The sequence below is a fragment of the Rhodococcus sp. BP-261 genome (genome assembly GCF_019835205.1).
GTDB lineage: Bacteria > Actinomycetota > Actinomycetes > Mycobacteriales > Mycobacteriaceae > Rhodococcoides > Rhodococcoides kyotonensis_B.
The window spans coordinates 441,172-465,835 of record NZ_JABUCO010000001.1 but is presented as its reverse complement, the minus strand read 5'-3'; the positions used below and the strand labels follow the sequence as shown (position 1 = coordinate 465,835).

General features: G+C 64.4%; 21 protein-coding genes and 2 tRNA genes. 13 read left to right on the top strand and 10 right to left on the bottom strand.

What is annotated here, in order from left to right; all coding sequences use genetic code 11:
- The first annotated feature begins 46 nt into the window (after positions 1-46).
- The 3 genes from HQ354_RS02170 (at position 47) to HQ354_RS02160 (ending at position 3,825) form a co-directional block, all read left to right on the top strand.
- Positions 47-916, top strand: coding sequence for an SDR family oxidoreductase (locus HQ354_RS02170; protein WP_068421206.1), 870 nt, complete (start codon positions 47-49; stop codon positions 914-916).
- Positions 917-944: 28 nt separating this feature from the next.
- Positions 945-2,438: an NAD(P)/FAD-dependent oxidoreductase gene (locus tag HQ354_RS02165; RefSeq protein ID WP_167677623.1), complete on the top strand. Its 1,494-nt coding sequence runs from the start codon at positions 945-947 to the stop codon at positions 2,436-2,438.
- A gap of 193 nt (positions 2,439-2,631) precedes the next feature.
- Positions 2,632-3,825, top strand: coding sequence for an Ig-like domain-containing protein (locus HQ354_RS02160; RefSeq protein ID WP_068421282.1), 1,194 nt, complete (start codon positions 2,632-2,634; stop codon positions 3,823-3,825).
- On the opposite strand, the gene HQ354_RS02155 is transcribed toward HQ354_RS02160, so the two are convergent.
- From HQ354_RS02155 to orn, 3 genes are all read right to left on the bottom strand, one after another.
- Positions 3,822-4,574, bottom strand: a complete 753-nt coding sequence (locus HQ354_RS02155; RefSeq protein ID WP_222634071.1) for a M23 family metallopeptidase — start codon at positions 4,572-4,574, stop codon at positions 3,822-3,824. The genes HQ354_RS02160 and HQ354_RS02155 overlap by 4 nt on opposite strands.
- 305 nt (positions 4,575-4,879) lie before the next feature.
- Positions 4,880-4,955, bottom strand: a tRNA-His gene (locus tag HQ354_RS02150).
- 87 nt (positions 4,956-5,042) lie between these two features.
- A complete protein-coding gene (gene orn / locus HQ354_RS02145) occupies positions 5,043-5,645 on the bottom strand; it encodes an oligoribonuclease (protein ID WP_084423536.1) in 603 nt (200 codons plus the stop codon).
- Positions 5,646-5,744: 99 nt separating this feature from the next.
- Here orn and HQ354_RS02140 point away from each other — a divergent pair, with 99 nt between their 5' ends.
- Entirely contained in the window at positions 5,745-7,499 is a 1,755-nt protein-coding gene (locus HQ354_RS02140) for a helicase HerA-like domain-containing protein (RefSeq protein ID WP_167677621.1), read from the top strand.
- Positions 7,500-7,555: 56 nt separating this feature from the next.
- Here HQ354_RS02140 and cmrA read toward each other — a convergent pair whose 3' ends face one another.
- Genes cmrA through HQ354_RS02125 form a run of 3 tightly spaced genes read right to left on the bottom strand, consistent with a single transcriptional unit; the run spans position 7,556 to position 10,944 of the window.
- Positions 7,556-8,359: a mycolate reductase gene (gene cmrA / locus HQ354_RS02135; protein ID WP_167677619.1), complete on the bottom strand. Its 804-nt coding sequence runs from the start codon at positions 8,357-8,359 to the stop codon at positions 7,556-7,558.
- Positions 8,360-8,383: 24 nt separating this feature from the next.
- Complete coding sequence (locus tag HQ354_RS02130; protein WP_374107333.1) at positions 8,384-10,420, bottom strand: FAD-dependent oxidoreductase; 2,037 nt, start codon at positions 10,418-10,420, stop codon at positions 8,384-8,386.
- Positions 10,417-10,944, bottom strand: coding sequence for a PadR family transcriptional regulator (locus HQ354_RS02125; RefSeq protein WP_167677615.1), 528 nt, complete (start codon positions 10,942-10,944; stop codon positions 10,417-10,419). Before HQ354_RS02125 ends, HQ354_RS02130 begins: the two co-directional genes overlap by 4 nt.
- Before the next feature lie 124 nt (positions 10,945-11,068).
- Here HQ354_RS02125 and HQ354_RS02120 point away from each other — a divergent pair, with 124 nt between their 5' ends.
- Positions 11,069-12,388 carry an MFS transporter gene (locus HQ354_RS02120; protein WP_167679280.1) on the top strand — a complete coding sequence of 440 codons (1,320 nt, stop codon included), beginning with the start codon at positions 11,069-11,071 and terminating at the stop codon, positions 12,386-12,388.
- On the opposite strand, the gene HQ354_RS02115 is transcribed toward HQ354_RS02120, so the two are convergent.
- Both HQ354_RS02115 and HQ354_RS02110 read right to left on the bottom strand, forming a co-directional pair.
- Complete coding sequence (locus tag HQ354_RS02115) at positions 12,385-13,215, bottom strand: alpha/beta fold hydrolase (protein ID WP_167679282.1); 831 nt, start codon at positions 13,213-13,215, stop codon at positions 12,385-12,387. The two genes, HQ354_RS02120 and HQ354_RS02115, sit on opposite strands and share 4 nt — an antisense overlap.
- Positions 13,212-13,853, bottom strand: coding sequence for a TetR family transcriptional regulator (locus tag HQ354_RS02110; RefSeq protein ID WP_114331423.1), 642 nt, complete (start codon positions 13,851-13,853; stop codon positions 13,212-13,214). Before HQ354_RS02110 ends, HQ354_RS02115 begins: the two co-directional genes overlap by 4 nt.
- A gap of 211 nt (positions 13,854-14,064) precedes the next feature.
- Here HQ354_RS02110 and HQ354_RS02105 point away from each other — a divergent pair, with 211 nt between their 5' ends.
- From HQ354_RS02105 to HQ354_RS02090, 4 genes are all read left to right on the top strand, one after another.
- A complete protein-coding gene (locus HQ354_RS02105; protein ID WP_167679288.1) occupies positions 14,065-15,174 on the top strand; it encodes a ferredoxin reductase in 1,110 nt (369 codons plus the stop codon).
- Positions 15,175-15,205: 31 nt separating this feature from the next.
- A complete protein-coding gene (locus HQ354_RS02100) occupies positions 15,206-16,390 on the top strand; it encodes an acyl-CoA desaturase (protein WP_167679284.1) in 1,185 nt (394 codons plus the stop codon).
- Positions 16,391-16,440: 50 nt separating this feature from the next.
- On the top strand, positions 16,441-16,686 hold the full coding sequence (locus tag HQ354_RS02095) for a hypothetical protein (protein ID WP_068423860.1): 246 nt from the start codon (positions 16,441-16,443) through the stop codon (positions 16,684-16,686).
- Positions 16,687-16,855: 169 nt separating this feature from the next.
- A complete protein-coding gene (locus HQ354_RS02090) occupies positions 16,856-17,986 on the top strand; it encodes a CdaR family transcriptional regulator (RefSeq protein ID WP_222634070.1) in 1,131 nt (376 codons plus the stop codon).
- A gap of 29 nt (positions 17,987-18,015) precedes the next feature.
- On the opposite strand, the gene HQ354_RS02085 is transcribed toward HQ354_RS02090, so the two are convergent.
- A complete protein-coding gene (locus HQ354_RS02085) occupies positions 18,016-18,618 on the bottom strand; it encodes a YdcF family protein (RefSeq protein WP_308115177.1) in 603 nt (200 codons plus the stop codon).
- Between the two features lie 271 nt (positions 18,619-18,889).
- Here HQ354_RS02085 and HQ354_RS02080 point away from each other — a divergent pair.
- The 3 genes from HQ354_RS02080 to HQ354_RS02070 all read left to right on the top strand — a co-directional run bounded on the left by HQ354_RS02080 (position 18,890) and on the right by HQ354_RS02070 (position 22,298).
- Positions 18,890-18,962 (top strand) — tRNA-Arg (locus tag HQ354_RS02080).
- A 94-nt stretch (positions 18,963-19,056) separates the two neighbouring features.
- Positions 19,057-20,196, top strand: coding sequence for an XdhC/CoxI family protein (locus HQ354_RS02075; RefSeq protein ID WP_068423815.1), 1,140 nt, complete (start codon positions 19,057-19,059; stop codon positions 20,194-20,196).
- 71 nt (positions 20,197-20,267) lie between these two features.
- Positions 20,268-22,298: a cytochrome c oxidase assembly protein gene (locus HQ354_RS02070; RefSeq protein ID WP_167678472.1), complete on the top strand. Its 2,031-nt coding sequence runs from the start codon at positions 20,268-20,270 to the stop codon at positions 22,296-22,298.
- A 1-nt stretch (position 22,299) separates the two neighbouring features.
- Here HQ354_RS02070 and HQ354_RS02065 read toward each other — a convergent pair whose 3' ends face one another.
- Positions 22,300-22,725 carry a MarR family winged helix-turn-helix transcriptional regulator gene (locus HQ354_RS02065; RefSeq protein WP_114331514.1) on the bottom strand — a complete coding sequence of 142 codons (426 nt, stop codon included), beginning with the start codon at positions 22,723-22,725 and terminating at the stop codon, positions 22,300-22,302.
- A 192-nt stretch (positions 22,726-22,917) separates the two neighbouring features.
- Between HQ354_RS02065 and HQ354_RS02060 the strand changes: the two genes are divergently transcribed.
- Positions 22,918-24,639 carry an ABC transporter ATP-binding protein gene (locus HQ354_RS02060; RefSeq protein ID WP_374107334.1) on the top strand — a complete coding sequence of 574 codons (1,722 nt, stop codon included), beginning with the start codon at positions 22,918-22,920 and terminating at the stop codon, positions 24,637-24,639.
- Positions 24,640-24,664: the final 25 nt, after the last annotated feature.

Genomic DNA, 24,664 nt, shown 5'->3' with positions numbered 1-24,664 from the left:
TAGCAGTTCCCAAAACGGGGGACCGGAACATGGAGGTGGACTTCTCGTGTCCGTACTCGCGAACAAGGTCGTGTTCATCACCGGCGCCGCGCGCGGAATCGGCGCCGAGACCGCACGCGCCCTCGCTGCGCGCGGAAGCAAGCTGGTGCTCACCGATGTCGATGCAGAACCGCTCCGCGATCTGGAAGCAGAGCTCGGAAGCGACGTCGCGCTGGGCATCGTCGCCGACGTGCGAGATCTCGCGGCGATGCAGGCGGCCGCGACGGCGGGCATCGAGAAGTTCGGTGGCCTCGACCTCGTTCTGGCGAACGCCGGAATCGCGAGCTACGGATCGGTGCTGAAGGTCGATCCGGCGACGTTCCAGCGAGTGCTCGACGTCAACCTCCTCGGCGTGTTCAACACTGCTCGTGCGACTGTGCCGTCGCTGATCGAACGCAAGGGCTACATCCTGATCGTGTCCTCGCTCGCCGCGTACGCTGCGTGCCCCGGTCTCGCCGCGTACAACGCCAGCAAGGCGGGTGTCGAGCAGTTCGCCAACGCGCTTCGGCTCGAAGTCACCTATCAAGGCGTCGGCGTCGGATCCGCACACATGGCGTGGATCGACACCCCGCTCGTTCAGGACGCGAAAGCGGACCTCGGTGCGTTCCGGGAGATGTTGGGTGTCATGCCCGGTCCGTTCGGGCGCACGATGACCGTCGACCAGTGCGTCGACGCGTTCGTCGACGGCCTGGAGGGCCGCAAGCGCAAGGTCTACGTGCCTCGGTGGGTAGGTGCTGCCGGCTTCCTTCGTGGAGTGCTGCAGTCGGCAGTCGGTGATCGCGCCATCCTGAAGCACGTGCCACGCCTGCTCCCGAAGATGGACGCCGAAGTCGAAGCGCTCGGTCGCTCGACGAGCAAGCGCAACGTAGCTCACTAGCCTGCCCCGCCGACACGAAAGTGCTTCCATGACAACCATTTCCCCTTCGGAATCCCGTGAGTCCGAATCGTCCGATGCGGCCGAGACCGTCGACGTCCTGATCGTCGGCGCAGGTCTGTCGGGTATCGGTGCGGCGCATCATCTCCAGAGCAAGCTCCCCGGCAAGAGCTACGCGATCCTCGAGAGCCGCGGCGCGATCGGCGGGACCTGGGACCTGTTCCGGTACCCGGGAATTCGGTCCGACTCGGACATGTACACGCTCGGATACAACTTCCGTCCGTGGACCGGCGACAAGTCGATCGCCGACGGCAAGGACATCCGCGAATACATCGAGGACACCGCGCGCGACGGCGGCATCGACAAGCACATCAGGTTCCATCACCGCGTCGTGAAAGCCTCGTGGTCCACCGCCACCTCGACATGGACGGTCGTCGCGGAAAGATCGGACACCGGCGCGACCGTCACGTTCGAAGCGTCGTTCTTGATGTGCTGTAGTGGATACTACGACTACGACAAGGGATTCACGCCGGAGTTCGAGGGTGTCGACGACTTCCGCGGAACCGTCGTGCATCCGCAGTTGTGGCCCGAGGACCTCGACTACTCGGGCAAGAAGGTCGTGGTCATCGGAAGCGGGGCCACGGCGATCACGTTGGCGCCCAACCTCGCTCGCGAAGCCGAACACGTGACTCTCCTGCAGCGCTCGCCGAGTTACATCATGTCGCTGCCGTCGAAGGACCCGGTCGCACTCGCGCTGCGCAAGTACCTGCCGTCGAAAGCTGCGTACGGCATCACGCGTCTGAAGAACGCCGTCACCGCCATCGGTATGTACGTGCTGTGCCAGCGGTACCCGAACTTCATGAAGAAGCAGATCCGGAAGTTGCAGGAGAAGTGGCTGCCGGAGGGGTACGACCTGGACACTCACTTCACGCCGAAGTACAACCCGTGGGATCAGCGGCTGTGCCTCGTGCCGGACAACGATCTCTTCCGGTGCATTCGCAAGGGGGAAGTCGAACTCGTCACCGATCACATCGACAGGTTCACCGAGGACGGCATCCGGCTCCGGTCGGGGAAGCACCTCGACGCCGACATCGTCGTGACGGCAACGGGCCTGAACCTCGTCGCCTTCGGTCACGTCGACCTCGAGGTCGACGGCAAGACCGTCGATCTGACCGAGACGATGGCCTACAAGGGCATGATGCTCACCGACGTGCCCAACTTCGCGTTCGTCGTGGGCTACACCAACGCGTCCTGGACGCTCAAGGCAGACCTCGTCTGCGATTACGTGTCCAGGCTGCTCGGACACATGGACGAGTCCGGGTACCGAGAGGTGCGGCTGAAGCGCGATCAGTCGGTCGGGGAGGAGCCTTTCCTCGACTTCGCCGCCGGGTACGTGCTTCGATCCGTCGACACGTTTCCGAAGCAGGGATCCGAGGCTCCCTGGCGCCTGCGGATGAACTACTTCCGCGACCTGCCGGTTCTGCGATTCGGTTCGCTCGTCGACGACAACATGAGCTTCCGCTGACGTGTGACGCGTCATCACGCCGATTGCGGGTGTTGATGACGTAACACGAACCCCGAACATGCCGATTGGTATTGGAACGTTACTCGAACTCACGGCATTTCGGTTGGAGACGCAGGCTGCGAGCTGGCATTATCCTCCCGGAATGTCCGATTCGGTACGTGCGTAATCGGTTGGTGTGGAAGTGGGGCGGTTCATGAAGGTCTGGCGCGGAACGGTACTCGGCGCTGTCGCGGCACTCGCTGCGGTAGCTGTCCTGTCCGCTTGTGGAACGACGACGGAGACGACCGAGGCGGTAGCTCCGATCGATTCGAACCCCATTGCCGAGCTCATGAAGCCGAAAGTGAGCTCTACCGTTGCCGACGGTGCCGTCGGATTCTCGCCCGCCGACCCGGTGACCGTGTCGGTGACCGACGGCAAGCTCGGATCCGTGACGATGCTCAACCCCGACGGCAAGGTCGTGTCAGGGGCGATCGCGCCGGACGGGCTGTCGTGGACCAACACCGAACCGCTCGGCTACAACCGCGAATATCGTGTCCAGGCCGACGCGTACGGCCTCGGCGGAGCGTCGAGCACCGTCACCAGCTTCACTACGAGTCAGCCGGGGAACTTCACCAAGCCGTACCTGCTGCCGTCCGACGGGGAGGTCGTCGGAATCGGCCAGCCCGTCGCGGTGCAGTTCGACGAGACCATCACCGACAAGATCGCCGCGCAGAACGCCATCCAAGTGACCACGACGCCACCCGTCGAGGGCGCGTTCTACTGGGTCAACGACCGCGAGGTTCGCTGGAGGCCGCAGAACTACTGGGCGTCGGGCACCCGCGTCGACGTTGCGGTCAACGTCTACGGCCGCGACCTCGGTGACGGAATCTACGGGCAGGAGAACGCCACCGCGTCGTTCACCATCGGTGACGCCGTCGTCGCCACGGCCGACGACAACACCAAGCAGGTCACGTTCAATGTCAACGGCCAGGACGTCATCACGATGCCGACGTCGATGGGCAAGGACAGCACGCCGACCGACAACGGGGTCTACATCATCGGCGATCGGTTCGATCACCTGGTCATGGATTCGTCGACGTACGGTGTGCCGGTCAACTCGGCTGCCGGCTACCGCACACCCGTCGACTGGGCGGTGCGGATGTCCTACAGCGGCATCTTCTTCCACTCTGCGCCGTGGTCGGTCGGGCAGCAGGGCTACTCGAACGCCAGCCACGGCTGCCTGAATCTCAGCCCGACCAACGCCAAGTGGGTCTACGACAACACCAAGCGCGGGGACATCGTCGTCGTCAAGAACACCGTGGGTGGCACCCTGTCCGGGGTCGACGGTCTCGGCGACTGGAACATCCCGTGGGATCAGTGGAAGGCAGGCAACGCGACTGCGGTCTAGTCGCCGTCGTCCTTCTGGTACCGCGCGGGATCGATGCCGAGGGTTTTCAGGTAGGCGACGGGTTCGATGCTTGACCCGTTGTTCCTCACCTCGAAGTGCAGATGCGGGCCGGTGGAATTGCCGGTGCTTCCGACCGACCCGATGCGGTCGCCTGGTTGCACGGTGTCTCCGACGGAGACATCGATGTCCGATTGGTGTCCGTAATAGGTGACCGTGTTGCCGCTCTTGATCCGCACGAGGTTCCCGTACCCGTCACCCACGTCACCCGCCTGTTCGACGGTTCCTCCCGTCACGGCATAGATCGCGGTTCCTGACGGTGCTGCGAAGTCGACGCCCTGGTGGAACTGAGCGCCGTTGCCGGTCGGATTGTTTCGTCCGCCGTATCCGGAGCTGATGTCGTAGCTACGCGCCGGGAGCGGCAGAATCGATCCACCCAGGCCGACGGACGGGGGAGCGGCTTCCACCTCCGGCGTCGAATCCTCCGACTCGTCCGTCGTGTCGGGTGTCGGTCCGAAGTCCGAGTCGAGAATGACGGCGGCAACCTCGTTGATGAGCACGCCCGTCGCATCCAGGACCGCAGTGAGAATTGCCGCGCGCTGTTGTGCGTCGGGCTGCGGGATCGGGATCTCGGGCAGATCGATGGTCGGCTGCGCTGTGGCCACGGCAGGGTTGATCAGACCCGCCCCGCCGAGGCACAGCGTTGCCGACAACACCGAACCTGCGATCACCGTGTGCATTCGTCGACCCACGTGACGTACCTCCTCGTCTCTGCCCGCACGCGTACGGCGGGCTTCGAACTGCTGGCGACGCGTTTGGGGGCACGACAAATCAGAGCCGCGTGATCACAGCTTCAACATCGGTACTTTTCTTCCCCAAAAGTGCCATCAGTAACCGTACGTCACATCAATCACATGCGAAACTCGAAAGATGAATTACAACAAGGTAATTCACGATTTTCGACCGTGTGTGCGAATGCGTGGCGGGTAGCGATCGGTGCCTGCTTGCGACACAAAAAAGCCGGCCTCCGTGCGGAGACCGGCTTTCTTGCTCTCGATGGGGTGAGTGACGGGACTCGAACCCGCGACACCCAGGATCACAACCTGGTGCTCTACCAGCTGAACTACACCCACCATAGCTACTTCTTCTTCGCCCGTTCAGGCTCTGTTTCAGCAGCGACGACAATATTAGCGGTTCGGTTCCCAGGTTCCTAATCGCCCCTACGACTGCGTGTCGAGACCCTCGACGATTGCTGCAATGTCGCTGGTGGAGGGGCCGGGCTGAGGTACGAAGACCGTCTGGCGGTAGTACTTCAGCTCCTTGATCGACTCCTTGATGTCGGCGAGGGCGCGGTGCGCGAGCCCCTTCGTCGGCTGACCGAAGTAGATCCGCGGGTACCAGCGACGCGACAGTTCCTTGATGGAGCTGACGTCGATCATGCGGTAGTGCAGGTAGGTGTCCAGGTCGGCCATGTCACGCGCGATGAATCCGCGGTCCGTCGCAATGGAGTTGCCGGCGAGCGGAACCGTCGACGCCACGGGCACGTGTTCGCGGATGTAGTCGAGGACCTGTTTCTGCGCCTCCTCGATGGTGACCGTCGAGGCACGTACCTCCTCGGTGAGACCGGATTTGGCATGCATCTTCTTCACGACGTCGGGCATGCCCGCCAGCGCCTCGTCGTCGGCGTGAATGACGATGTCGACGCCCTCGCCGAGAATTTCGAGCTCACTGTCGGTGACGAGCGCCGCAATCTCGATGAGTTTGTCCTTCGACAAATCCAAACCGGTCATTTCGCAATCGATCCACACAAGTTTGTCCTGCACGACAGACACACTAGTGCGCACGGCCGGTCCCTATGGTGTGCGGTGATGATCGACAGTGTGTAATCAGCGGGGCGCGTTCGTTTCAGAGGGAGTGGAGACATGTCGGTCGATCCGAATCAGCCGAGCAGCACCGAAACGTCGATGCCGGCGGAACGGGCGAAGGCAGCGAAGGCCGCGGCGGTCGAGGCCGCCCGGATCGCACAGGAGGCGGCTGCTGCTGCGGAGGCGGCGGAAGCGGCTGCAGCAGCGGCAGAAGCCGAGGAGAAGCAGTCTCGGGGCACAACCGATGCGGCTGTGCAGAACGACGTCGCCGCAACGATCGCAGCCGGGTACGCGACGTCGGGCGCCGCACTCGAACTCGGAACGGTGATGGTCGACGGCGTCGTCGACCCGTCGGCGCGCATTCGCATCCCGTTGGCGACGTTGAACCGGCACGGACTCGTCGCGGGTGCGACGGGAACCGGTAAGACGAAGACGCTACAGGGCACCGCCGAGCAGCTGTCCGCGGCGGGCGTGCCCGTCGTCATGGCCGACATCAAGGGAGACCTGTCGGGCCTGTCGGCGATGGGCGCGGACAACGAGAAGATCCGGGCTCGAGCCGTCGAGTGCGGTGAAGCGGAATGGCAGCCGACCGCGTATCCGACCGAATTCCTGTCGCTGGGGACCGACGGAATCGGCATTCCCGTCCGCGCGACCATCACCGCGTTCGGCCCGATTCTGCTCAGCAAAGTGTTGCAGCTCAACAAGACTCAAGAGTCCACCCTCGGCCTGATCTTCCACTGGGCGGACAAGCAAGGCCTCGCGCTGCTGGACCTGAAGGACCTTCGAGCCGTCATTACCCACCTGACGTCCGACGAGGGCAAAGCAGACCTGAAGGGTATCGGGGGAGTGTCGGCGGCCACGGCGGGCGTCATCCTTCGCGCGCTCGTCAATCTCGAGGCGGACGGTGGCGACACGTTCTTCGGCGAACCCGAGCTCGACACCGAGGACCTTCTGCGTGTCGGTGCCGACGGCAGAGGCGTCGTCACGTTGTTCGAACTCGGTTCGCAGGCAGCACGTCCGGTCATGTTCTCGACATTCCTGATGTGGGTGCTGGCCGACCTGTTCCAGACGCTCCCCGAAGTGGGCGACATCGACAAGCCCAAGGTGGTCTTCATCTTCGACGAGGCGCACCTTCTGTTCGCCGACGCGTCGAAGGCGTTCCTCGAACAGGTGGAACAGACCGTCAAGCTGATCCGGTCGAAGGGCGTCGGCGTCATCTTCTGCACGCAGCTGCCCACCGACGTCCCCAACGAGGTTCTCTCGCAGCTCGGTGCGCGAGTCCAGCATGCTCTGCGCGCGTTCACACCCGACGATCAGAAGGCGCTCACCAAGACGGTGCGCACCTACCCGAAGACCGATACCTACGACCTCGAGGAAGCGCTGACGTCACTGGGCACCGGCGAAGCGATCGTGACGGTCCTGTCCGAGAAGGGAGCGCCGACGCCCGTGGCGTGGACCAGGATTCGGCCGCCGCGCTCGCTGATGGACACCATCGGGAACGACGCGATCACCGAGGCCGCGTCGGCGAGCGCCTTGAACGGTAAGTACCGCACCACGATCGATCGTGAGTCGGCCTACGAGAAACTCGCAGCCCGTGTCGTCGACGTGCCTGCACCCGACGAGACATTCGACATCCCGCCGTTGCCCGCCGACCTTCCCGACCTGCCACCTTCGGCGCCCGAGGGGCCGTCCGCGGCCGAACGGATCATGAGCAACCCGGCGGTCAAGAGCTTCCTGCGATCGGCGGCTTCGGCTGCGGGGCGGGAGATCTCGCGCAGCATCTTCGGGACGGGGCGTAGGCGTAAGCGCTGACGCACCCGTGAGTGCGAATGTAGAGCCCGCTCTACATTCGCACTCACGAGTGGGCGTCAGCTGCCGAGCTTCTTGTAGAAACTGCCGATGATCGGCGCCGAGATGGCGCGCGGGCTGTACTGACCGGCGACGGACATGCCCTTGCTGATCAAGCCGGGTACGACGCGCATCTTGTTCTTGGCCAACGAATCCAGCGACAGCTTCGCGGTGTAGGCGCTGTCGATCCACAGGAAGCCGGGGACCACCTTGTCGACGATCGACGCGTCGGCGGGGTCGGGAGTCTCGGTGCGGACCGGACCCGGTGCGAGCAGCGTGACGTTCACGCCGCTGCCTTTCAGCTCGTCGCGCAGTGATTCCGAGAACGTGTTGGCGAACGCCTTCGTCGCCGCGTATGTCGCGTTGTTCGGGATTGCCATGTTGCCGGCCGCCGAGCCGACGATCAGGATTCCGCCGCTGCGTCGGGCAACCATCCCGGGCAGAACCGCGAGGGTCAGATCGTGGACGGTGACCGCGTTGAGTTCCACCTGCGCTCGCTCGTACGACGGGTCCAGGTTCGCGACCGGCCCGAACGTCGCGATGCCCGCGTTGTTGCACAGGATGCTGATCTCACGCTCGGCAAGCTCGTCGGTGAACGGCTTGCGCGCGTCACGGTCCGACAGGTCCACGACGCGCACGTCGACGGTTACGCCGTGGTCCGCGCGCAACGTGGCGGCCAGTTTCTCGAGGAGGTCACCGCGTCGGGCAGCGATGATCAGGGAATGGCCCCGGGCGGCCAGTTCGGTCGCCAACGCCTCTCCGATTCCGGAGGAGGCGCCGGTGACGACGGCGCGGGCTTCGGGTGCAGGACTCGGCAGGCTCACGGTCAGCCAGGGTAATGGATGCGGTCACAACCGTGCGGCGAGGCGTGTGCCCTGCTCGATCGCGCGTTTGGCGTCCAGCTCCGCGGCCAGGTCGGCGCCGCCGATGACATGCGTCGTCACGCCTGCTGCGTCGAGGTCGTCGGCGATGTCGCGTACCGATTCCTGGCCCGCGCAGACGACGATCGTGTCGACGTCGAGTACGCGCGGCTTCTCGTGCTTCTCGCCGAAGGAGATGTGCAGTCCGTCGTCGTCGATGCGCTCGTAGTTGACGCCGGAGATCTCGTGCACGCCCTTGGCCTTCAGGGCAGCGCGGTGGACCCAGCCGGTGGTCTTCGCAAGACCTGCCCCGATGCGGCCCTTCTTCCTCTGCAGGAGAAAGACCTCACGGGGCGACGCCGCAGGCACGGGCGTCGTCAACGCGCCGGGCGCGGCCTCGGGTTCGGTGACGCCCCATTCTTGTTTCCATTCCTTCAGATCGAGCGTGGGGGAGACGTCGGTGGTGAGGAATTCGGAGATGTCGACGCCGATGCCGCCCGCACCGATGACCGCGACGCGATCACCCACCGTTTTTCCATGCTCGACGACGTCGGCGTACGACAGCACCGATGGGTGATCGATGCCTGGAATCGACGGGATGCGGGGGACGACACCGGTTGCGACGACAACCTCGTCGAACTCGCCGTCCACGAGCTCCGCTGCCGTGACGCGCCGACCGAGATGGAGGGTGACGTCGGCGTCGCGCAAAGCAGTGGTGAAGTAGCGGATCGTCTCGGAGAACTCTTCCTTGCCCGGGATGCGTTGTGCGATACCGAATTGACCACCGAGACCGGGACGTGCCTCGAACAGGCTGACGGAATGCCCGCGGCGCGCGCACTCGAGCGCAGCGGACAGACCTGCAGGGCCTCCGCCGACGACCGCCACCTTCTTGGTGCGCTTCGCAGGAGACAGCTTCAACTCGACCTCACGGCCGGCCCGGGGGTTGACCAGGCAGGACACGGTCTTGTGGACGAATGCATGATCCAGGCACGCCTGATTGCACGCGATGCAGGTGTTGATGGCGTCGGCGTCGTCCGCTTCGGCCTTGCGCACCCAGAACGGGTCGGCGAGCATGGGGCGAGCCATCGAAATCAGTTGAGCGTCACCGCGAGCGAGGATGTTCTCGGCGATGTCGGGCATGTTGATGCGGTTCGACGCCGCCACCGGGATGTCGACGTGCTTGTCGAGTTTGCCGGTGATGTCGGCGAATGCGCCACGAGGTACCGAGGTCACGATGGTCGGGACACGCGACTCGTGCCAGCCGATGTCGGTGTTGATGACGTCGACGCCCACACGTTCGAGATCCTGTGCGAGAGAGACGATCTCGTTCCAACTTTGTCCGCCTTCGACGAGGTCGGCCATCGACAATCGGAACATCACCAGAAAGTCGTCTCCGACGGCGCTGCGGATTCCTCGTGCGATCTCGACGGCGATGCGTCGGCGCTTCTCTGGGCTGCCACCCCATTCGTCGCGTCGGCGGTTGGTGCGCTCGGACAGGAACTGGTTGATGAAATAGCCCTCGCCGCCCATGATTTCGACGCCGTCGTATCCCGCGGATTGGGCGAGCCGCGCGCATCGAACGAAATTCCTGATCTGCCATCGCACCCCTCGAGACGTCAACCTTCGAGGTCGAAAAGGATTGATAGGAGCCTTGATCGACGACGCCGATACACTGAACGGCTGGTAGGAGTATCGACCCGCGTGCAGAATCTGCAGAGCGATCTTGCCGCCTTCACGGTGCACGGCCTCGGTGACGCGGCGGTGTCGGCGTGCTTCCAGTCTGTTCGTCAACTTCGCGCCGAACGGGAGCAGCCAACCCGTTCGGTTGGGCGCATAACCGCCGGTGACGATGAGCGCGACGCCCCCGCGGGCCCGCTCGGCGAAGTACTCGGCAAGGCGGTCGATGTCGCGCGCACGGTCCTCCAAGCCGGTGTGGATGGACCCCATGATCACACGGTTCTTCAACGTCGTCCTGCCGACAATCAACGGGGACAACAGAATCGGATACCTGCTCGCTCCGATCACAGTCTCTCCAGAATCTCGTCGCACCATTGCGTGAACCCCTCCTCGACTCGAATTCCGCCCCGCAGCACCAGGTATTGATGCAATGCGGCTCCCTCCACGCTTTCCGGTGACGGAAAGTCCCGCTTTTCGATCAGTCGATACATCTCCAGACGCTCGGAATGCACCTGGCGGTGGCGTCGGACCTCGGTTCTCACTGCCTCGACGTCGCCGAGTGCGGCTCCCCTGATCTTCACGGCCAGTTCGTCCCGTAGGCGGCTCGGGTCGGCGGGCTCGGCGATCCAGCGATCCAGCTCGGCCCGGCCCGCGTCGGCGACGGAGTAGACCTTCTTGTCGGGTCGGCCGTCGCGGGAAACAACGGTGCCTGCGACCCAGCCAGCCGCGTCCATGCGCGTCAGCACGCGGTAGATCTGCTGGTGGGTGGCGCTCCAGAAGAAGCCGATCGACTTGTCGAAGCGGCGGGCAAGCTCGTATCCCGAGCCGGACTGCTCGGAAAGAGACACCAGAATCGCATGTTCGAGAGCCACGGGCATCAGTATGTATGCAACGAGGTGAGTATGCAACTAGTTGCATGTGCGCGGTTATGTATAGAGGGGTATGTATTACCGCGCACGTGCGCCGGAGGCGCCTGCCTGGCTTAGGCTTCGACACATGAGTGCACAGGCGGATGCCGTAGTCGGCGTCGCGACCACCCGCAAGCAGGTATTCGCCTGGGGGATATGGGATTGGGGGTCGGCGGCGTTCAACGCGGTGATCCTGACGTTCGTGTTCTCGGTCTACCTGACCGATGCCGTGGGCGACGACCTGCCCGGTTCGATCTCGGCGACGTCGTGGTTCAGCTGGGCCATCGGACTGTCGGGCGTCGTGATCGCCGTTCTCGCACCGATTTCCGGCCAACGTTTCGACGCGCGAGGAAAGCGCAAGCAGTCACTGGCGATCCTGACCGGCCTGACCGTCGCGAGCATGGCAGGCCTGTTCTTCGTTCGCGACGACTACCACTACCTGTGGCTCGGTCTGGTTCTCCTCGCTGCCGGATCGATCCTGTTCGAGCTTGCCAGCATTCCCTACAATTCGATGCTTCGGCAGGTCTCGACGCCCGAGAACATCGGGCGCGTCTCTGGATTCGGTTGGGCGATGGGGTATTTCGGCGGCATCGTGCTGTTGCTCGTCTGTTACTTCGGGTTCATCACCGGTGACGGCGACACCCGAGGTCTGCTCGGGTTGACCACCGACGGTGGTCTCAACATCCGTCTCGTCGCGTTGCTCGCGGCCGTGTGGTTCGCGGTGTCGGCAATTCCGGTGTTCTTCGCCGTACCCGAGATGCCGTCCACGAGTGCCGACCCCGGCGCCGCGAAGGCCGGGTTCGTCGAGTCCTACAAGGTTTTGTTCCGCGACCTACGCGAACTATGGGTCGCCGACCGCCGCAGCGTCTACTTCCTCGTCGCGAGTGCACTGTTCCGCGACGGACTGGCAGGTGTCTTCACCTTCGGAGCCGTACTCGCCGTCAGCGTGTACGGCATCGGAACCGCCGATGTGCTGCTGTTCGGTGTGGCTGCGAACGTCGTCGCCGGTCTGGGCGCGGTTGCGGCAGGGCGGTTCGACGACCGAACCGGGCCCAAGGCCGTCATCGCGTTCTCTCTTGCGTCGATGATCGTCGCGGGAATCGTGCTGCTGTTCGTGTCCGGGCCCGTTCTGTTCTGGATCTTCGGACTGATTCTGTGTTTGTTCGTCGGCCCGGCTCAGTCGTCGTCGCGTACCTTCCTCGCTCGTCTGGCGCCTCCAGGACGGGAAGGTCAGTTCTTCGGGCTCTACGCGACGACGGGCCGCGCGGTGTCGTTCCTCGCGCCGACGATGTTCGGACTCTTCGTGTGGTTGTTCGACGCCGACCGAGCCGGGATCGGTGGTCTGATCCTCGTACTCGTCGTCGGACTGGCCGCTCTGATGGCGGTCCGGGCGCCCGACAGGGTCTAGACGGCGCGGACGCGGGTGAGGATCTCGTCGGCGAGCCGCGCGGGCGCTTCCTCCGGAACCCAGTGGGACACCCCGTCGAGTTCGACAAACGAGTAGGGCGCGTCGACGAACTCGCCGCACCGCTCGGCTGCCGCGCGTCCGATCGCCGAGTCCTGATTGCTCCAGACGTACGTCGTCGGCACACCTACCGGTTCGAGTGAGCCGAACGCGTTGGTCATCGCGCGATACCAGTTCAGCGCGGCGGTCAGCGCGCCCGGCTGACTCAGGTGCTCGACGTAACGGTCGTCGAGACTGCGATCGGAGAACATCGCACGCAGGCGGGCCCCGTCGTTCTCGAGCAGCACCCTCTCGGCTTTGCCTTCCTGACGCAGCAAGCCGATGTATCCGGATCGCTCCTGCTGATCTTCGTCGTGACGTAGCGCCCACCCGAACGCTGCCGTGTGCGGAACGGATACTGCCGTCAGCGAACGCACGCGGTCGGAATGATGCGCTGCCAGTTGCCATGCAACCGCAGCACCCCAGTCGTGTCCGACGATGTGTGCCGAGTCGAGACCGAAGGCGTCGAGCAGACCGAGAACGTCACCGACCAGATTGTCCGACGCGTACGCGTCGACTCCGGCGGGGCGCGCGCCGGGGGAGTAACCCCGTTGGTCGGGTGCGATGGTCCGCAGCCTGCCTGCCGTGAGATGCGGAACGACCGCATCCCAACACGCGGATGTTTGCGGAAAGCCGTGCAGCAGCACGGTCGGAATGCCGTCGGCTGGACCTGCGACGAGCACGTCGAACTCGAGCTCGCCGAGGGTCACCGTCGTGGCGGTCGACGTCATGAACGATCCTCTCGACTGTGGTCGGGCTTCCAGGCTCCCATGCCGAGCACGACGAGGCGCACCTGTTGTTCGGTTCTGCGCACGAGGTCCTGCTCCTTGCGGCTGCCAGGCCTGTCGATCTCCAGCAGGCCTTCGGCGGCGGTGAGCATCGTCGACACGATCAGGTCGGCGGCCATCTCCAGGTCGTCCACGTTCCACGCTCGAAGGCCGGGCATGCGCGCCAGATCGATGGTCAGTTCGCTGACGAACATGCGCAGCTCGGTGGCGAACGCTCGACGCACCTCGGTGACTCCGCCGTAGCGCTCGCGCGCCAGGAAGCGAAACTGTTCTTCGTGGTTGCGTACCTGTCGGACCAGGATGCGCAACGATTCCGACGCATTCTTGACGCTGGGATCCTTCCTGGCGTCCCGAAGCATCTGCCGAAGCATGCGCATCGAGTCTTCCACCAGGGCGACCCCGAGATCTTCCATCGACGCGAAGTGTCGGTAGAACGCCGTCGGGACGATGCCCGCGGACCTGCTGACTTCGCGGAGGCTGACGCTGGCGAACGACCGGTCGCGCAGCAGCTCCAGCGTGCCCTCGATGAGCGCTTGGCGCGTGCGTTCCTTTCGTTCGGCTCGCGTACCCGGTTCCGTCACGAGTGTCAGTTTATGGCTGTCCACTGTTCGGTCGCCGCCGGCTCGACGAAGAGATTCGTCATCGAGGTGACCTGGGTCACGCACGACTGAGGGTGTACTTAGCGTCACAGCAGCGTTGACAGGTTCCCGTGAGCGTCTGGCACACTTGATTCCAGTGCACAGACGTTCACTGAAACTTTCTCGGTTTCGACCCTGATCGGGAGGCGAGATGATGCTCGGACAGAAGTCGCGACGGTCAAGTCTTTTCGGAAGGTTCTCGGCGTTGTCGCTGTTCGAGGCCATGGCGTCGCCACACGAACTCGATCGCTACCTCGAGCTCGTGGATCCGATGACGACGGTGCGTGATCTGCGCGCCGAGGTCGTCGCAGTACATCGATCCACCGAAGACACCGTCACGTTGACTCTGCGTCCGACGTGGCAGTGGAAAGGGTTCGAAGCCGGTCAGTTCGTGCAGGTCGGCGTCGTCATCGACGGAGTCCGCCACACGCGGTGCTATTCGCCCGCCTGCTCGCAATATCGGTCCGACGGCCTCATCGAGATCACCGTCAAGGCGCATCCCGACGGTCTGGTCTCGGGTTACCTTCATCGCACGGCAGAGCCCGGACTCGTCGTCAGCCTGTCGCAGGCCGACGGCACCTTCCGTGTTCCGACGCCTCGTCCGGCCCGGACCCTACTGATCAGCGGCGGAAGCGGCATCACGCCCGTGTTGTCGATGCTGAGGTCGCTGCTGGACGAGGGGTGCACCAGCGATCTCACCTTCGTGCACTACGCGTACACCGAACGGGACGTCGCCTATCGACGTGAACTCGACGAGATCGCCGATGCGTTTCCGGATGTGCGGATCGTGTATGCCTACACGGACCAGGATTCCGGTGGCGACCTGCACGGCTATTTCTCACGTGCACATCTCGACGAGGTCGCGCCGTGGTTCGAGGAAGCAGAGACTTTCCTGTGCGGGCCGCCGGCCTTGATGAGGTCGGTCGCCGAGACGTACGACGACCTCGGTCTGTCGGATCGGTTGCACACGGAGGAATTCGCGGCGCCTGTCGTGGCCGTCGAAGACGACGTGGACGGTACGCTCACCTTCGCGGAAAGCGGTGTCGTAACCGAGAATTCGGGTCGAACGTTGCTCGAACAGGCAGAAGACGCCGGATTGAGCCCCGAGTACGGCTGCCGCATGGGCATCTGCTTCACGTGCACGTCCGTGAAGAAGTCCGGATGCACGAAGAACGTCAAGACGGGTGAAGTCGACGTCGAGCCGGACAAGGAGATTCAACTCTGCGTGTCGGTACCCGTCGGCGACGTCGCGCTCGACATCTGAACCAGGACAATCCGGAACGGAGAACGATCTTATGTTCGGAATACCTTTTCCCACACTGTCTTTCCCACTGTTCGGCGGGTCTCGCGCGGACGCGCAGCAGGATCTCGCGCCGACAGTGCTGTCGTACGAGCAGGTGCAAGAACTCGGGCGCGAACTCGACGAGCTGCGTGCCCGTACCGTTGCCAAGCTCGGCGACGAGGACCGCGAGTACATCTACAACATCGTCAAGACACAACGTGGCTTCGAGATCGCCGGCCGCGCCATGATGTACATGCCTTTTCTTCCGCCGGTTTGGCTGGCGGGCGTCGGTGCGCTCGGCATCTCGAAGATTCTCGACAACATGGAGATCGGCCACAACGTCATGCACGGCCAGTACGACTGGATGCGTGAACCAGGCTTCAATTCCCGTGTGTTCGAATGGGATACGGTGTGCCCGGCCGATCAGTGGAAGCATTCGCACAATTACATGCACCACACCTTCACCAACATCGTCGGCAAGGATCGCGACATCGGGTACGGAATTCTGCGCATGGACGAGGGGCAGAAGTGGAACCCGTACTACCTCGGCAATCCGGTCTATGCCTTTCTCCTCATGGTGTTCTTCGAGTGGGGCGTCATGTTGCACGATCTCGAGGCAGAGAACGTGATTCAGGGCAAGCGCAAATGGCACGACATCAAGCCGTTGCTGAAAGGCATGTGGCGCAAGGCCGGTCGCCAAGTGCTGAAGGACTATGTCGTCTTCCCCGCCCTGTCCGGGCCGTTCTTCGTCACCACGCTCGTCGGCAACGTCGGTGCGAATCTCATTCGCAATCTGTGGACCTACTCGATCATCTTCTGCGGGCACTTCCCGACGGGCGTCCAGACGTTCACCGAGGAAGAAACGGAGAACGAGTCGCGAGGGGAGTGGTACGTCCGTCAGATGTTGGGTTCGGCGAACATCGAGGGAAGTCCGCTGTTCCACATCATGTCGGGAAATCTGTCCCATCAGATCGAGCATCACCTGTTCCCGGATCTTCCTGCTCATCGGTACCCCGAGATCGCTCCCGAAGTGAAAGCTCTGTGCACCAAGTACGGTCTGCCGTACAACACCGGCGGTTTCTTCAAGCAGATCGGAACGGTGTGGGGCAAGATCTTCAAACTCGCTCTTCCCGATTCGCTGACCGGTTCGACACAGCATGTCGGTGTTATCGTCGAGCGCACGAAGGTTGCGGCCTGATCATGGCCGACATCGCCACAGTCGACAGACCTATGCGAGGGGACGAATCGGTGGTTGGCAAGTTCGAACGCAACAAGGACACCGTTCAGGAATTGACGGAATCGGCGGCCGGACACGTCGGCAAGATCGCCGTCATCATTGCTGGAGCCGTGCGTGATGTGACGCGGGAGATCGGGGACTGGATCTCCGACGGGATCGAGATGCGGGAAGCCGCGCGCAAGGCACGGGACGACGCGTCCCTCGGTACCGTCATCGACGGCGAGTTCGAGCACCGCCGAGACATCGAGAATCGCTGAGCGAAACGACCGAGACCACCCGGCATCACGCCGGGTGGTCTTCGGGTGTCCACGGCCTTCCGAAACAAACTTCGAGAATGTTTGAATGCGCAATCGCGTACTTGCGGACCGTAAATTGCGTTACGGTATTCCCGACGCTCAGGCGCACGTCGAGAAAGGGTGATCCGACATGTTGGTGAACGTGGGGCCGCGACACTACGATACGCCCGTCAGGCCCGAGGAGGAATTCAGGTCGAGGTGCCGCGCAGTCGCCTCCTCCGCGCTCTCCGCGCGAAAGTTACCGGACCCCGGGCAGCTCGACGAGTTGTCACGCGCATCACGAGCGCTGGCGCGCAAGGGCGTTCCACTGCGAGCCGTACTGCACACGATGCATGTCGCAGCCGCGCAGGTACTTCGAGAGAAGGCGTCCACCGGCGACGCGTCTGTCGTCGACGGTGCGGTACTCATGGTCAGCGTCCTCGAAGCCGTGGGAACTGCGGTGTCGGGTGTCTACCTCGACAGCTGCGGATCGAGCACGGGGGAGCGTGATCGCACGCGTCGATTGACCGAGTCTCTGCTGGCAGGTGACGGGGAAAGCGTGCGTCTGGCGGCACGGGCGGGCGTTGCGATCGCGGCCGACTACGACGTCGTCTCGCTGTCCTTCGACGACGATCGCACCGGTCCCGGCGGGGAGGTCGTGGTGCAGAACGTTCTCGACCGCATCGAAGACGACGTGGCCCGGTCCGAGCCGGACGGGACGCTGATCTCGTTGGGTGGGCGCGGCGGTGTGGTGCTTCGGCCCGGTGGTGCACAGGGATCGGTGGAGGGCCTGGTCGGTCGCGTGGAGTCGCTGCTCGGACGTCGTGTGCTCGCCGCGACCGCATCCGCCAGAACGAACGACGTTCCGTCCACCGCGACTCACTGCCGTGAGTTGGTTTCGCTCGCACGCGGTTTGAACTATCGGTCGGGCGTATACCGCACTGCCGACATGGCGTTGGAATTTCAGCTGACGCGACCCGGACCCGGACGGGCGCGGATGCGGGCGCTGATCGATCCGCTCAGCGCGTCACCCGAACTCGTGCACACATTGCAGACGTTCATCTCCACCGAGGCCAACCGACGTGCGAGCGCGAAAGCTCTGTTCGTGCACCCCAGTACGGTCGACTACCGACTGAAGCGGATCGAGACGCTCACGGGCGTCGACCCGCTCAGCCCTGTCGGCCTGATGGCTCTCCACGCGGCCTTGGTCGTCGACGCCCTGGAACGTGCGGAGAACCTCGACGTCCCGCCGCCGACCGGTGAGGTCGCCGAGGCGTCCTAGGCCCGGGCCGTCGGCAGCGTGGACGCCTGTCAGCCCGCGGAGATCACGCCGCTGACAGGCAGTCTGCCCGCCGTCGCGTTGCGGAAGTTCACCAGCGCACGTTCGACGTGATTCGGACTGGACACGACGACGATTCCCGACGTCCGCCGACCCGCCAGCAGCGTGACGGTGTTCGCGGCATTTTCGATGGTGGAACGTGATCGGTCCTCCTCCGTGATTCGGTGGGGCGCGATACCGTTGTCCACCAACCAGTTACGCATCGCACGCGCCTCGGTCACCCCCGAACGCGGAACGCCGCCACTCGTGACGATGGGTGCCGCCGGATAGCGCCGGGCCAACGTCAACGCGGCGTTCAATCGGTCGACCAGCATCGGACGCATCGAACCATCGTCGTACAGGCCCGCGCCGAGAACCACGATGGTTGTGCCTGCCTCATCGATGTCCAGCATCAACGGTGCCTGCCTGGTGAGGAACTCGAACTGCGTACACCGGATGATCGCCTGCAGGTCGGCGGACTGGCATCCACCGACCGTCGACACGATGCCGTTGACGACCGTGATCGGTGTGATGTCGGCCTGTGCCGTCGCCGGCAACGACGCGAGTGCGAACGCGGCAGCGGCCGCCGCGAACACTCTCGACTTCTTGCCCCCGCGAACAGATTTCGTTGCCTTCGGACACGTTTCCCCCGCCATTGAGCAGCCCCCCGCCGCGTCGATGAATCGATCCCGAACCACTGTGGCAGGAGTGCAGGGTGTGAGACGCCGGAAGTGCGTTGTGACTGCTGACAACATCGTTTCCCGGTGCTATGACGGCGTCCAAGCGCAGTGTCCGCGGGACCTGCGAAACGCTCCGAACCGAGCGGGTACACTCATCAACCGTGCTCGGGCGGTCACGCCCGAGTCAGCCTCCGTAGCTCAGGGGATAGAGCAAGGGCCTTCTAATCCCTTGGTCGCAGGTTCGAATCCTGCCGGGGGCACTTCAACTACACGCATTCTCCGTTTCGACTGCGCTCCGGGTGGGCATCAGTGTCGAGTTCGACAGTGCGACGACGTAGTCCGGAAGGGTGGCCGATGCGGGACGTCCTGGACGACTTGATCGCGATCTGGCGCGGTGGTGGGACCGCGGGGGTCGGCACCGTCGTGCGGACGTTCGAATCCGCTCCGCGTCCGGCGGGCGCCTCGATGGTCGTCGCACCCGACGGTTCCGTTCTGGGATCGGTGTCCGGCGGCTGCGTCGAAGGTGCGGTGTACGAGGTGGCGACGACGGCCACGACCACCGGTTCGCCCTCGTTGGAACGTTACGGGGTCAGCGACGACGATGCTTTCGCCGTCGGTCTCACGTGCGGGGGAGTGCTCGACGTGTTCGTCGAACCGGTCTCGCGCACAACGTTTCCCGAACTCGGTACGGTCGCGAACGCCGTCGCCGCGGATCAGCCGGTCGCTGTCGCCACGATCATCGCGCATCCCGACCCGGACCGAGTAGGCATGCACCTCGTCGTGCGCGAGGCCCACGCGAACGGATCGCTCGGGTCCGAGAGGACGAACAACGCCGTCGTGGACGACGCTCGGGGACTGCTCGCGACGGGTGCCTCGGCCGTGCTGAGTTACGGGCCCGACGGTGAACGCCTCGGCGACGGGATGGACGTCTTCGTGGCGAGTTACGCGCCGCGCCCGCGCATGCTCGTGTTCGGCGCGATCGACTTCGCGGCCGCCGTCGCCGAACAGGGCGCGTTCCTCGGTTACCGCGTCACGGTCTGCGATGCGCGCGCGGTGTTCGCGACGCGCGCACGCTTCCCCTCCGCGGAGGAGGTGGTGGTCGATTGGCCGCATCGCTATCTCGACGCGCAGATCTCGACAGGCGCGGTGGATCGGCGAACCGTCGTGTGCGTGCTGACTCACGACCCGAAGTTCGACATCCCGTTGCTCGCTCGTGCTCTGCGGCACCGAGAGTTCGCCTACGTCGGGGCGATGGGTTCGCGTCGTACCCACGACGACCGCGTGGCGCGACTGAGGGACGAGGGGGTGACGGACGCGCAGCTGGCCGGACTGTCGAGCCCGATCGGACTCGATCTCGGCGCGCGTACCCCGCAGGAAACGGCGGTGTCGATCGCCGCGGAGATCGTCGCACGTCGGTGGGGCGGGTCCGGCGAGCCACTCGCGACGCGGCACGGCCGGATCCACCACGATTCGGCCGTGGCGCACGACACATGAACTACGACAGTGCGTAGCAGATCCGGGCGCTGGCTATCGACGCACTTCAGGGACGTCTTACTCTGGACTGCATGGCAGCACCCGAAGTAGCACCCGCCGAACCGTCGTCGACCCCGAAAGCACAGTCGTCGACGTCCGTGTTCGCGACGGCAGGTGCGATCGCTGCCGTGGTGGCCGCGCTCGTCGTCACGTTGTCGGCGTCCGACGCGTTGGTGTTGCTCGGCATCCCGGATCCGGGTCCTGCCACGATCTACGGACTTCCGGCCGTGCGCGCTGCGGGAGAGATCGCCGCGTCGATCGCGATCGGGTCGTTCCTACTCGCGGCCTTCCTCGTGCCCCCACAGAAGAACGGTGTGCTCGACGTCGGCGGTTACCGGGCCGTGCGTACGGGCTCGATCGCTGCGATCGTGTGGGCGGCATGCGCAGTCGTGCTGGTGCCACTGACGCTGTCGGACACTTCCGGTCAGCCGTTCCTCGTCGCACTGCAACCCGACAATCTGTGGGTTGCGCTCGATCAGGTCGAGATCGCCAGTGCGTGGCGATGGACGGCGATCCTGGCCGTCCTGCTCGCGATCGCGTCGAGGGCGGTACTGCGCTGGTCGTGGACCCCGCTGCTGCTGGTGTTCGCGCTCGGCACGGTGATGCCCATCGCGGTGACGGGTCACTCGTCGTCGGGTGGGTCGCACGACGTCGCCACGAACAGCTTGATTCTGCATCTCGTCGCCGCGACGTTGTGGGCGGGTGGATTGTTCGCGGTACTGGCGCATGCCCGACGCGCGGGTGCACATACCGACGTCGCCGCCCGCAGGTTCTCCGCGGTCGCCACGGTCTGCTTCGTCGTCATGGGCGTCAGCGGTGTCATCAACGCGCTGGTCCGAGTTTCGGTCTCGGACCTGTTCACCACCACGTACGGACTGCTCGTGGTCGGCAAGATCGTCGCGCTGATCGTCCTCGGATTCTTCGGGTGGATTCAGCGTCGACGCTCACTGCCCGCCCTCGTCGCGGACCCGCAGTCGCGCGGCGCACTGGTCCGCTTCGCCGGAGGCGAGGTCCTGATCTTCGCGGCGACGATCGGACTCGCCGTCGGACTTGGTCGGACACCTCCGCCGGCGAACATCGACCCGAATCTGTCGTTGACGGAGGCCGCACTGGGATACGACCTGGACGGGCCCCCGACGTTCGCTCGTCTCGCCCTCGACTGGCGCTTCGATCTGATCTTCGGCACGGCGTCGATCGTGTTGGCCGTCGTCTACCTGCTGGGCGTCCGACGCCTTCGCCGACGCGGCGACACGTGGCCGATGGGCCGCACGGCCGCATTCCTGCTCGGCTGTCTGACGATGCTGATCGGCACGTCGTCGGGCGTCGGTAAGTATTCGCCCGCGGTGTTCAGCGTGCACATGGGCGGACACATGGCGCTGTCGATGTTGGCTCCGGTGTTGCTCGCCCTCGGTGGTGCGTTGACGCTCGCGCTGCGCGCGCTGCCGGCAGCAGGCAAGGACGGTATCCCTGGTCCGCGCGAATGGCTGCTGCAGGCACTGCACAGCCCGGTCTCGCGGTTCCTGACGCATCCCATCGTCGCGGCAGCGCTGTTCGTCGGCGGCTTCTACGCGCTGTACCTCGGCGGAATCTTCGACGCGATTCTGGACAACCACTCGGCGCATCTGCTGATGAACGCCCACTTCATCCTCAGTGGCTATCTCTTCTACTGGGTCGTGATCGGTGTCGATCCGTCGCCGCGCCGCATCGAGCCCATAACCAAGTTGGCCATGGTGTTCGGGTCGCTGCCGTTCCACGCGTTCTTCGGTGTGGCACTCATGAGCATGAACACCGTGCTGGGCGGCTGGTACTACCGAACACTGGGGCTGGACTGGAACGGCGACCTGATCGGCGACCAGCGACTCGGGGGAGGAATCGCCTGGGCCACCGGCGAAATCCCACTCGTCCTCGTCATGCTGGCGTTGCTCATCCAGTGGTCGCGGAGCGACGATCGCAACGCCAAACGCGTCGACCGCGCCGCCGAGCGGGACCACGACGCGGACCTTGCCGCGCACAACGCCATGTTCGCCGAGTTGGCGCGTCGGGACCGCGAAGCAGGACTCTGAGTCACGCAGACGCGGTGACTTTCGCAAGCAACCGCGCGAGTTCGACGCGTTCGGCGGGTTCGAGCCCGTCGAACACCAGGGCCGCGACGTCGCGACGCGCGGCGTCGATCGCCTGAAGGCGCCTGCGTCCGTCGTCGGTGAGCTCGACCAGCACTGCGCGCCGATCCGCGGGGTCGGGCGCACGGACGACGAGTTCGGCCTGTTCCAGCGAGTCGACGATGTCGGTGGCCGACCGCGCGACGATGCGCAACCGGTCGGCGAGTGCGCGCAGCCGGACCGGCTTCTCTTCGCGGGCGAGAACGTGCAGCGCGCGACTCTGCGACGGGTTCAGACCGAACGGCTCCAGCGCGTTCATGTGTGTATGGCGGATGCGCCGGGCAACGGCCATGAACGAGTCCGCGAGATTCGGTGTCTCCTCCGGGTGCATGTCCGACAGCATAGCGAGCGTTGCCTGCAACCTCTTATTGAGGTAACCTCTCCAATATGTTGCTCGATCATCAGGGAGGTCTACTTGGTAAGCCCACAAACACATTCGACGTCCGCCGCCCCTGATCGCGGCTCATCCGACACGGCCCCGGTCGGACGAGTCCTCGGCCTATTCCGCCCCTATCGGTTCCGCATCGCGGTCGTCTCCGCAATCATCGTCTTCAGCGCAGTCGTCGCCCTGGCGTCGCCGCTACTGCTCCGCGAACTGCTCGATCACGCCATTCCCGATCGCGACGTCACACTCGTCACGCTGATCGCAGCAGGCATGATCGCGGTCGCAGTCGTCACCAATGTTCTCGGCGTCGCACAGACCTGGATGTCCAACGGCGTCGGACAGAAACTCATGCACGACCTCCGCGTGGCGGTCTACGGCCATCTGCAGAAGCAGTCCCTCGGGTTCTTCGCGAGAACTCGCACCGGGGAGGTGCAGTCGCGTATCGCCAACGACATCGGCGGCATGCAATCGGTCGTCACCAACACCGCGACGTCGATAGCGCAGAACGCGACGACGGTCGTGGCCACGGTCGTCGCCCTGTTCCTGCTGGATTGGCGCCTCGCGCTGTTCTCGCTCATGATCCTGCCCGTCTTCGTGCGCATCGCCCGGCGCATCGGCAACGAGCGTCGAAAGATCTCGGGAACACGTCAGAAGTTGTTGAGCGAGTTGACAGTGCAGATCGAGGAATCACTGTCGGTCAGCGGGATTCTGCTCGGCAAGACCACCGGCTCCGGCGCAGTGTTGACCGAGCAGTTCGCAGACCGATCCGGCAAGGTCGCCGATATCGAACTCTCGGCGATGATGGCAGGCAAATGGCGGATGGCCAGCATACAGATCAGCTTCGCGGTCATGCCGGCGCTCGTCTACTGGTTCGCCGGACTCACGATCGGGCACGGCAGCACGCTGAGCGTCGGCACGCTCGTCGCATTCACGACGCTGCAGACTCAACTCTTCCGTCCGACCATGCAACTGCTGAGCACCGGCGTCGACGTACAGTCCTCGCTCGCGCTGTTCGGTCGCGTCTTCGAGTACCTCGACCTGCCGATCGACATCGACGAGCCACAGACTCCGAAAGTGCTCGACAAGAACGAGATTCAAGGCGACGTGGCGTTCGACCACGTCCACTTCTCCTACGCCGGTGCGACGCGGCCGACGCTCGTCGACATCGACCTGGACGTCCCGGCCGGCTCCACTCTGGCGCTGGTCGGAGCGACCGGATCCGGGAAGACGACGCTCGGCTATCTGACCGCACGTCTGCACGATCCCGACGCCGGTGCCATCACGATCGACGGCGTCGACCTGCGTGACATGAGCACTGCGACGGTCGCCGAGCTGGTGGGAGTGGTGTCGCAGGAGACGTACCTGTTCCACGCCACGATTCGCGAGAACCTGCGGTTCGCGAAGCCCGATGCGACCGACGACGAGATCGAACAGGCAGCCAGGATCGCGCAGATCCACGAATTCATCGAGGGCCTGGACGACGGGTACGACACGGTCGTCGGCGAACGGGGTTACCGCTTCTCGGGAGGTGAGAAGCAACGACTGTCCATCGCGCGCACGGTTCTTCGCAACCCGCCGATCCTGATTCTCGACGAGGCCACCAGTGCGCTGGACAACTCGACCGAACGTGCGCTGCAAGACGCATTGGAAAGTCTGATGACGGGACGCACCACGATTCTGATCGCCCACCGCCTGTCGACCGTGCGCACGGCCGACCGTATCGCCGTGCTCGATCACGGCCGCGTACTCGAATCCGGAACGCACGCCGAACTTCTCGCCGCGCGCGGGCCCTACTTCGAGCTGGCTCGGACGTCCGATGCCGCGATCGACCGCGAATTCGACGACGAACAGGCCGCGTAGAGTTCTCTGTTCTACAGCGAGAAGG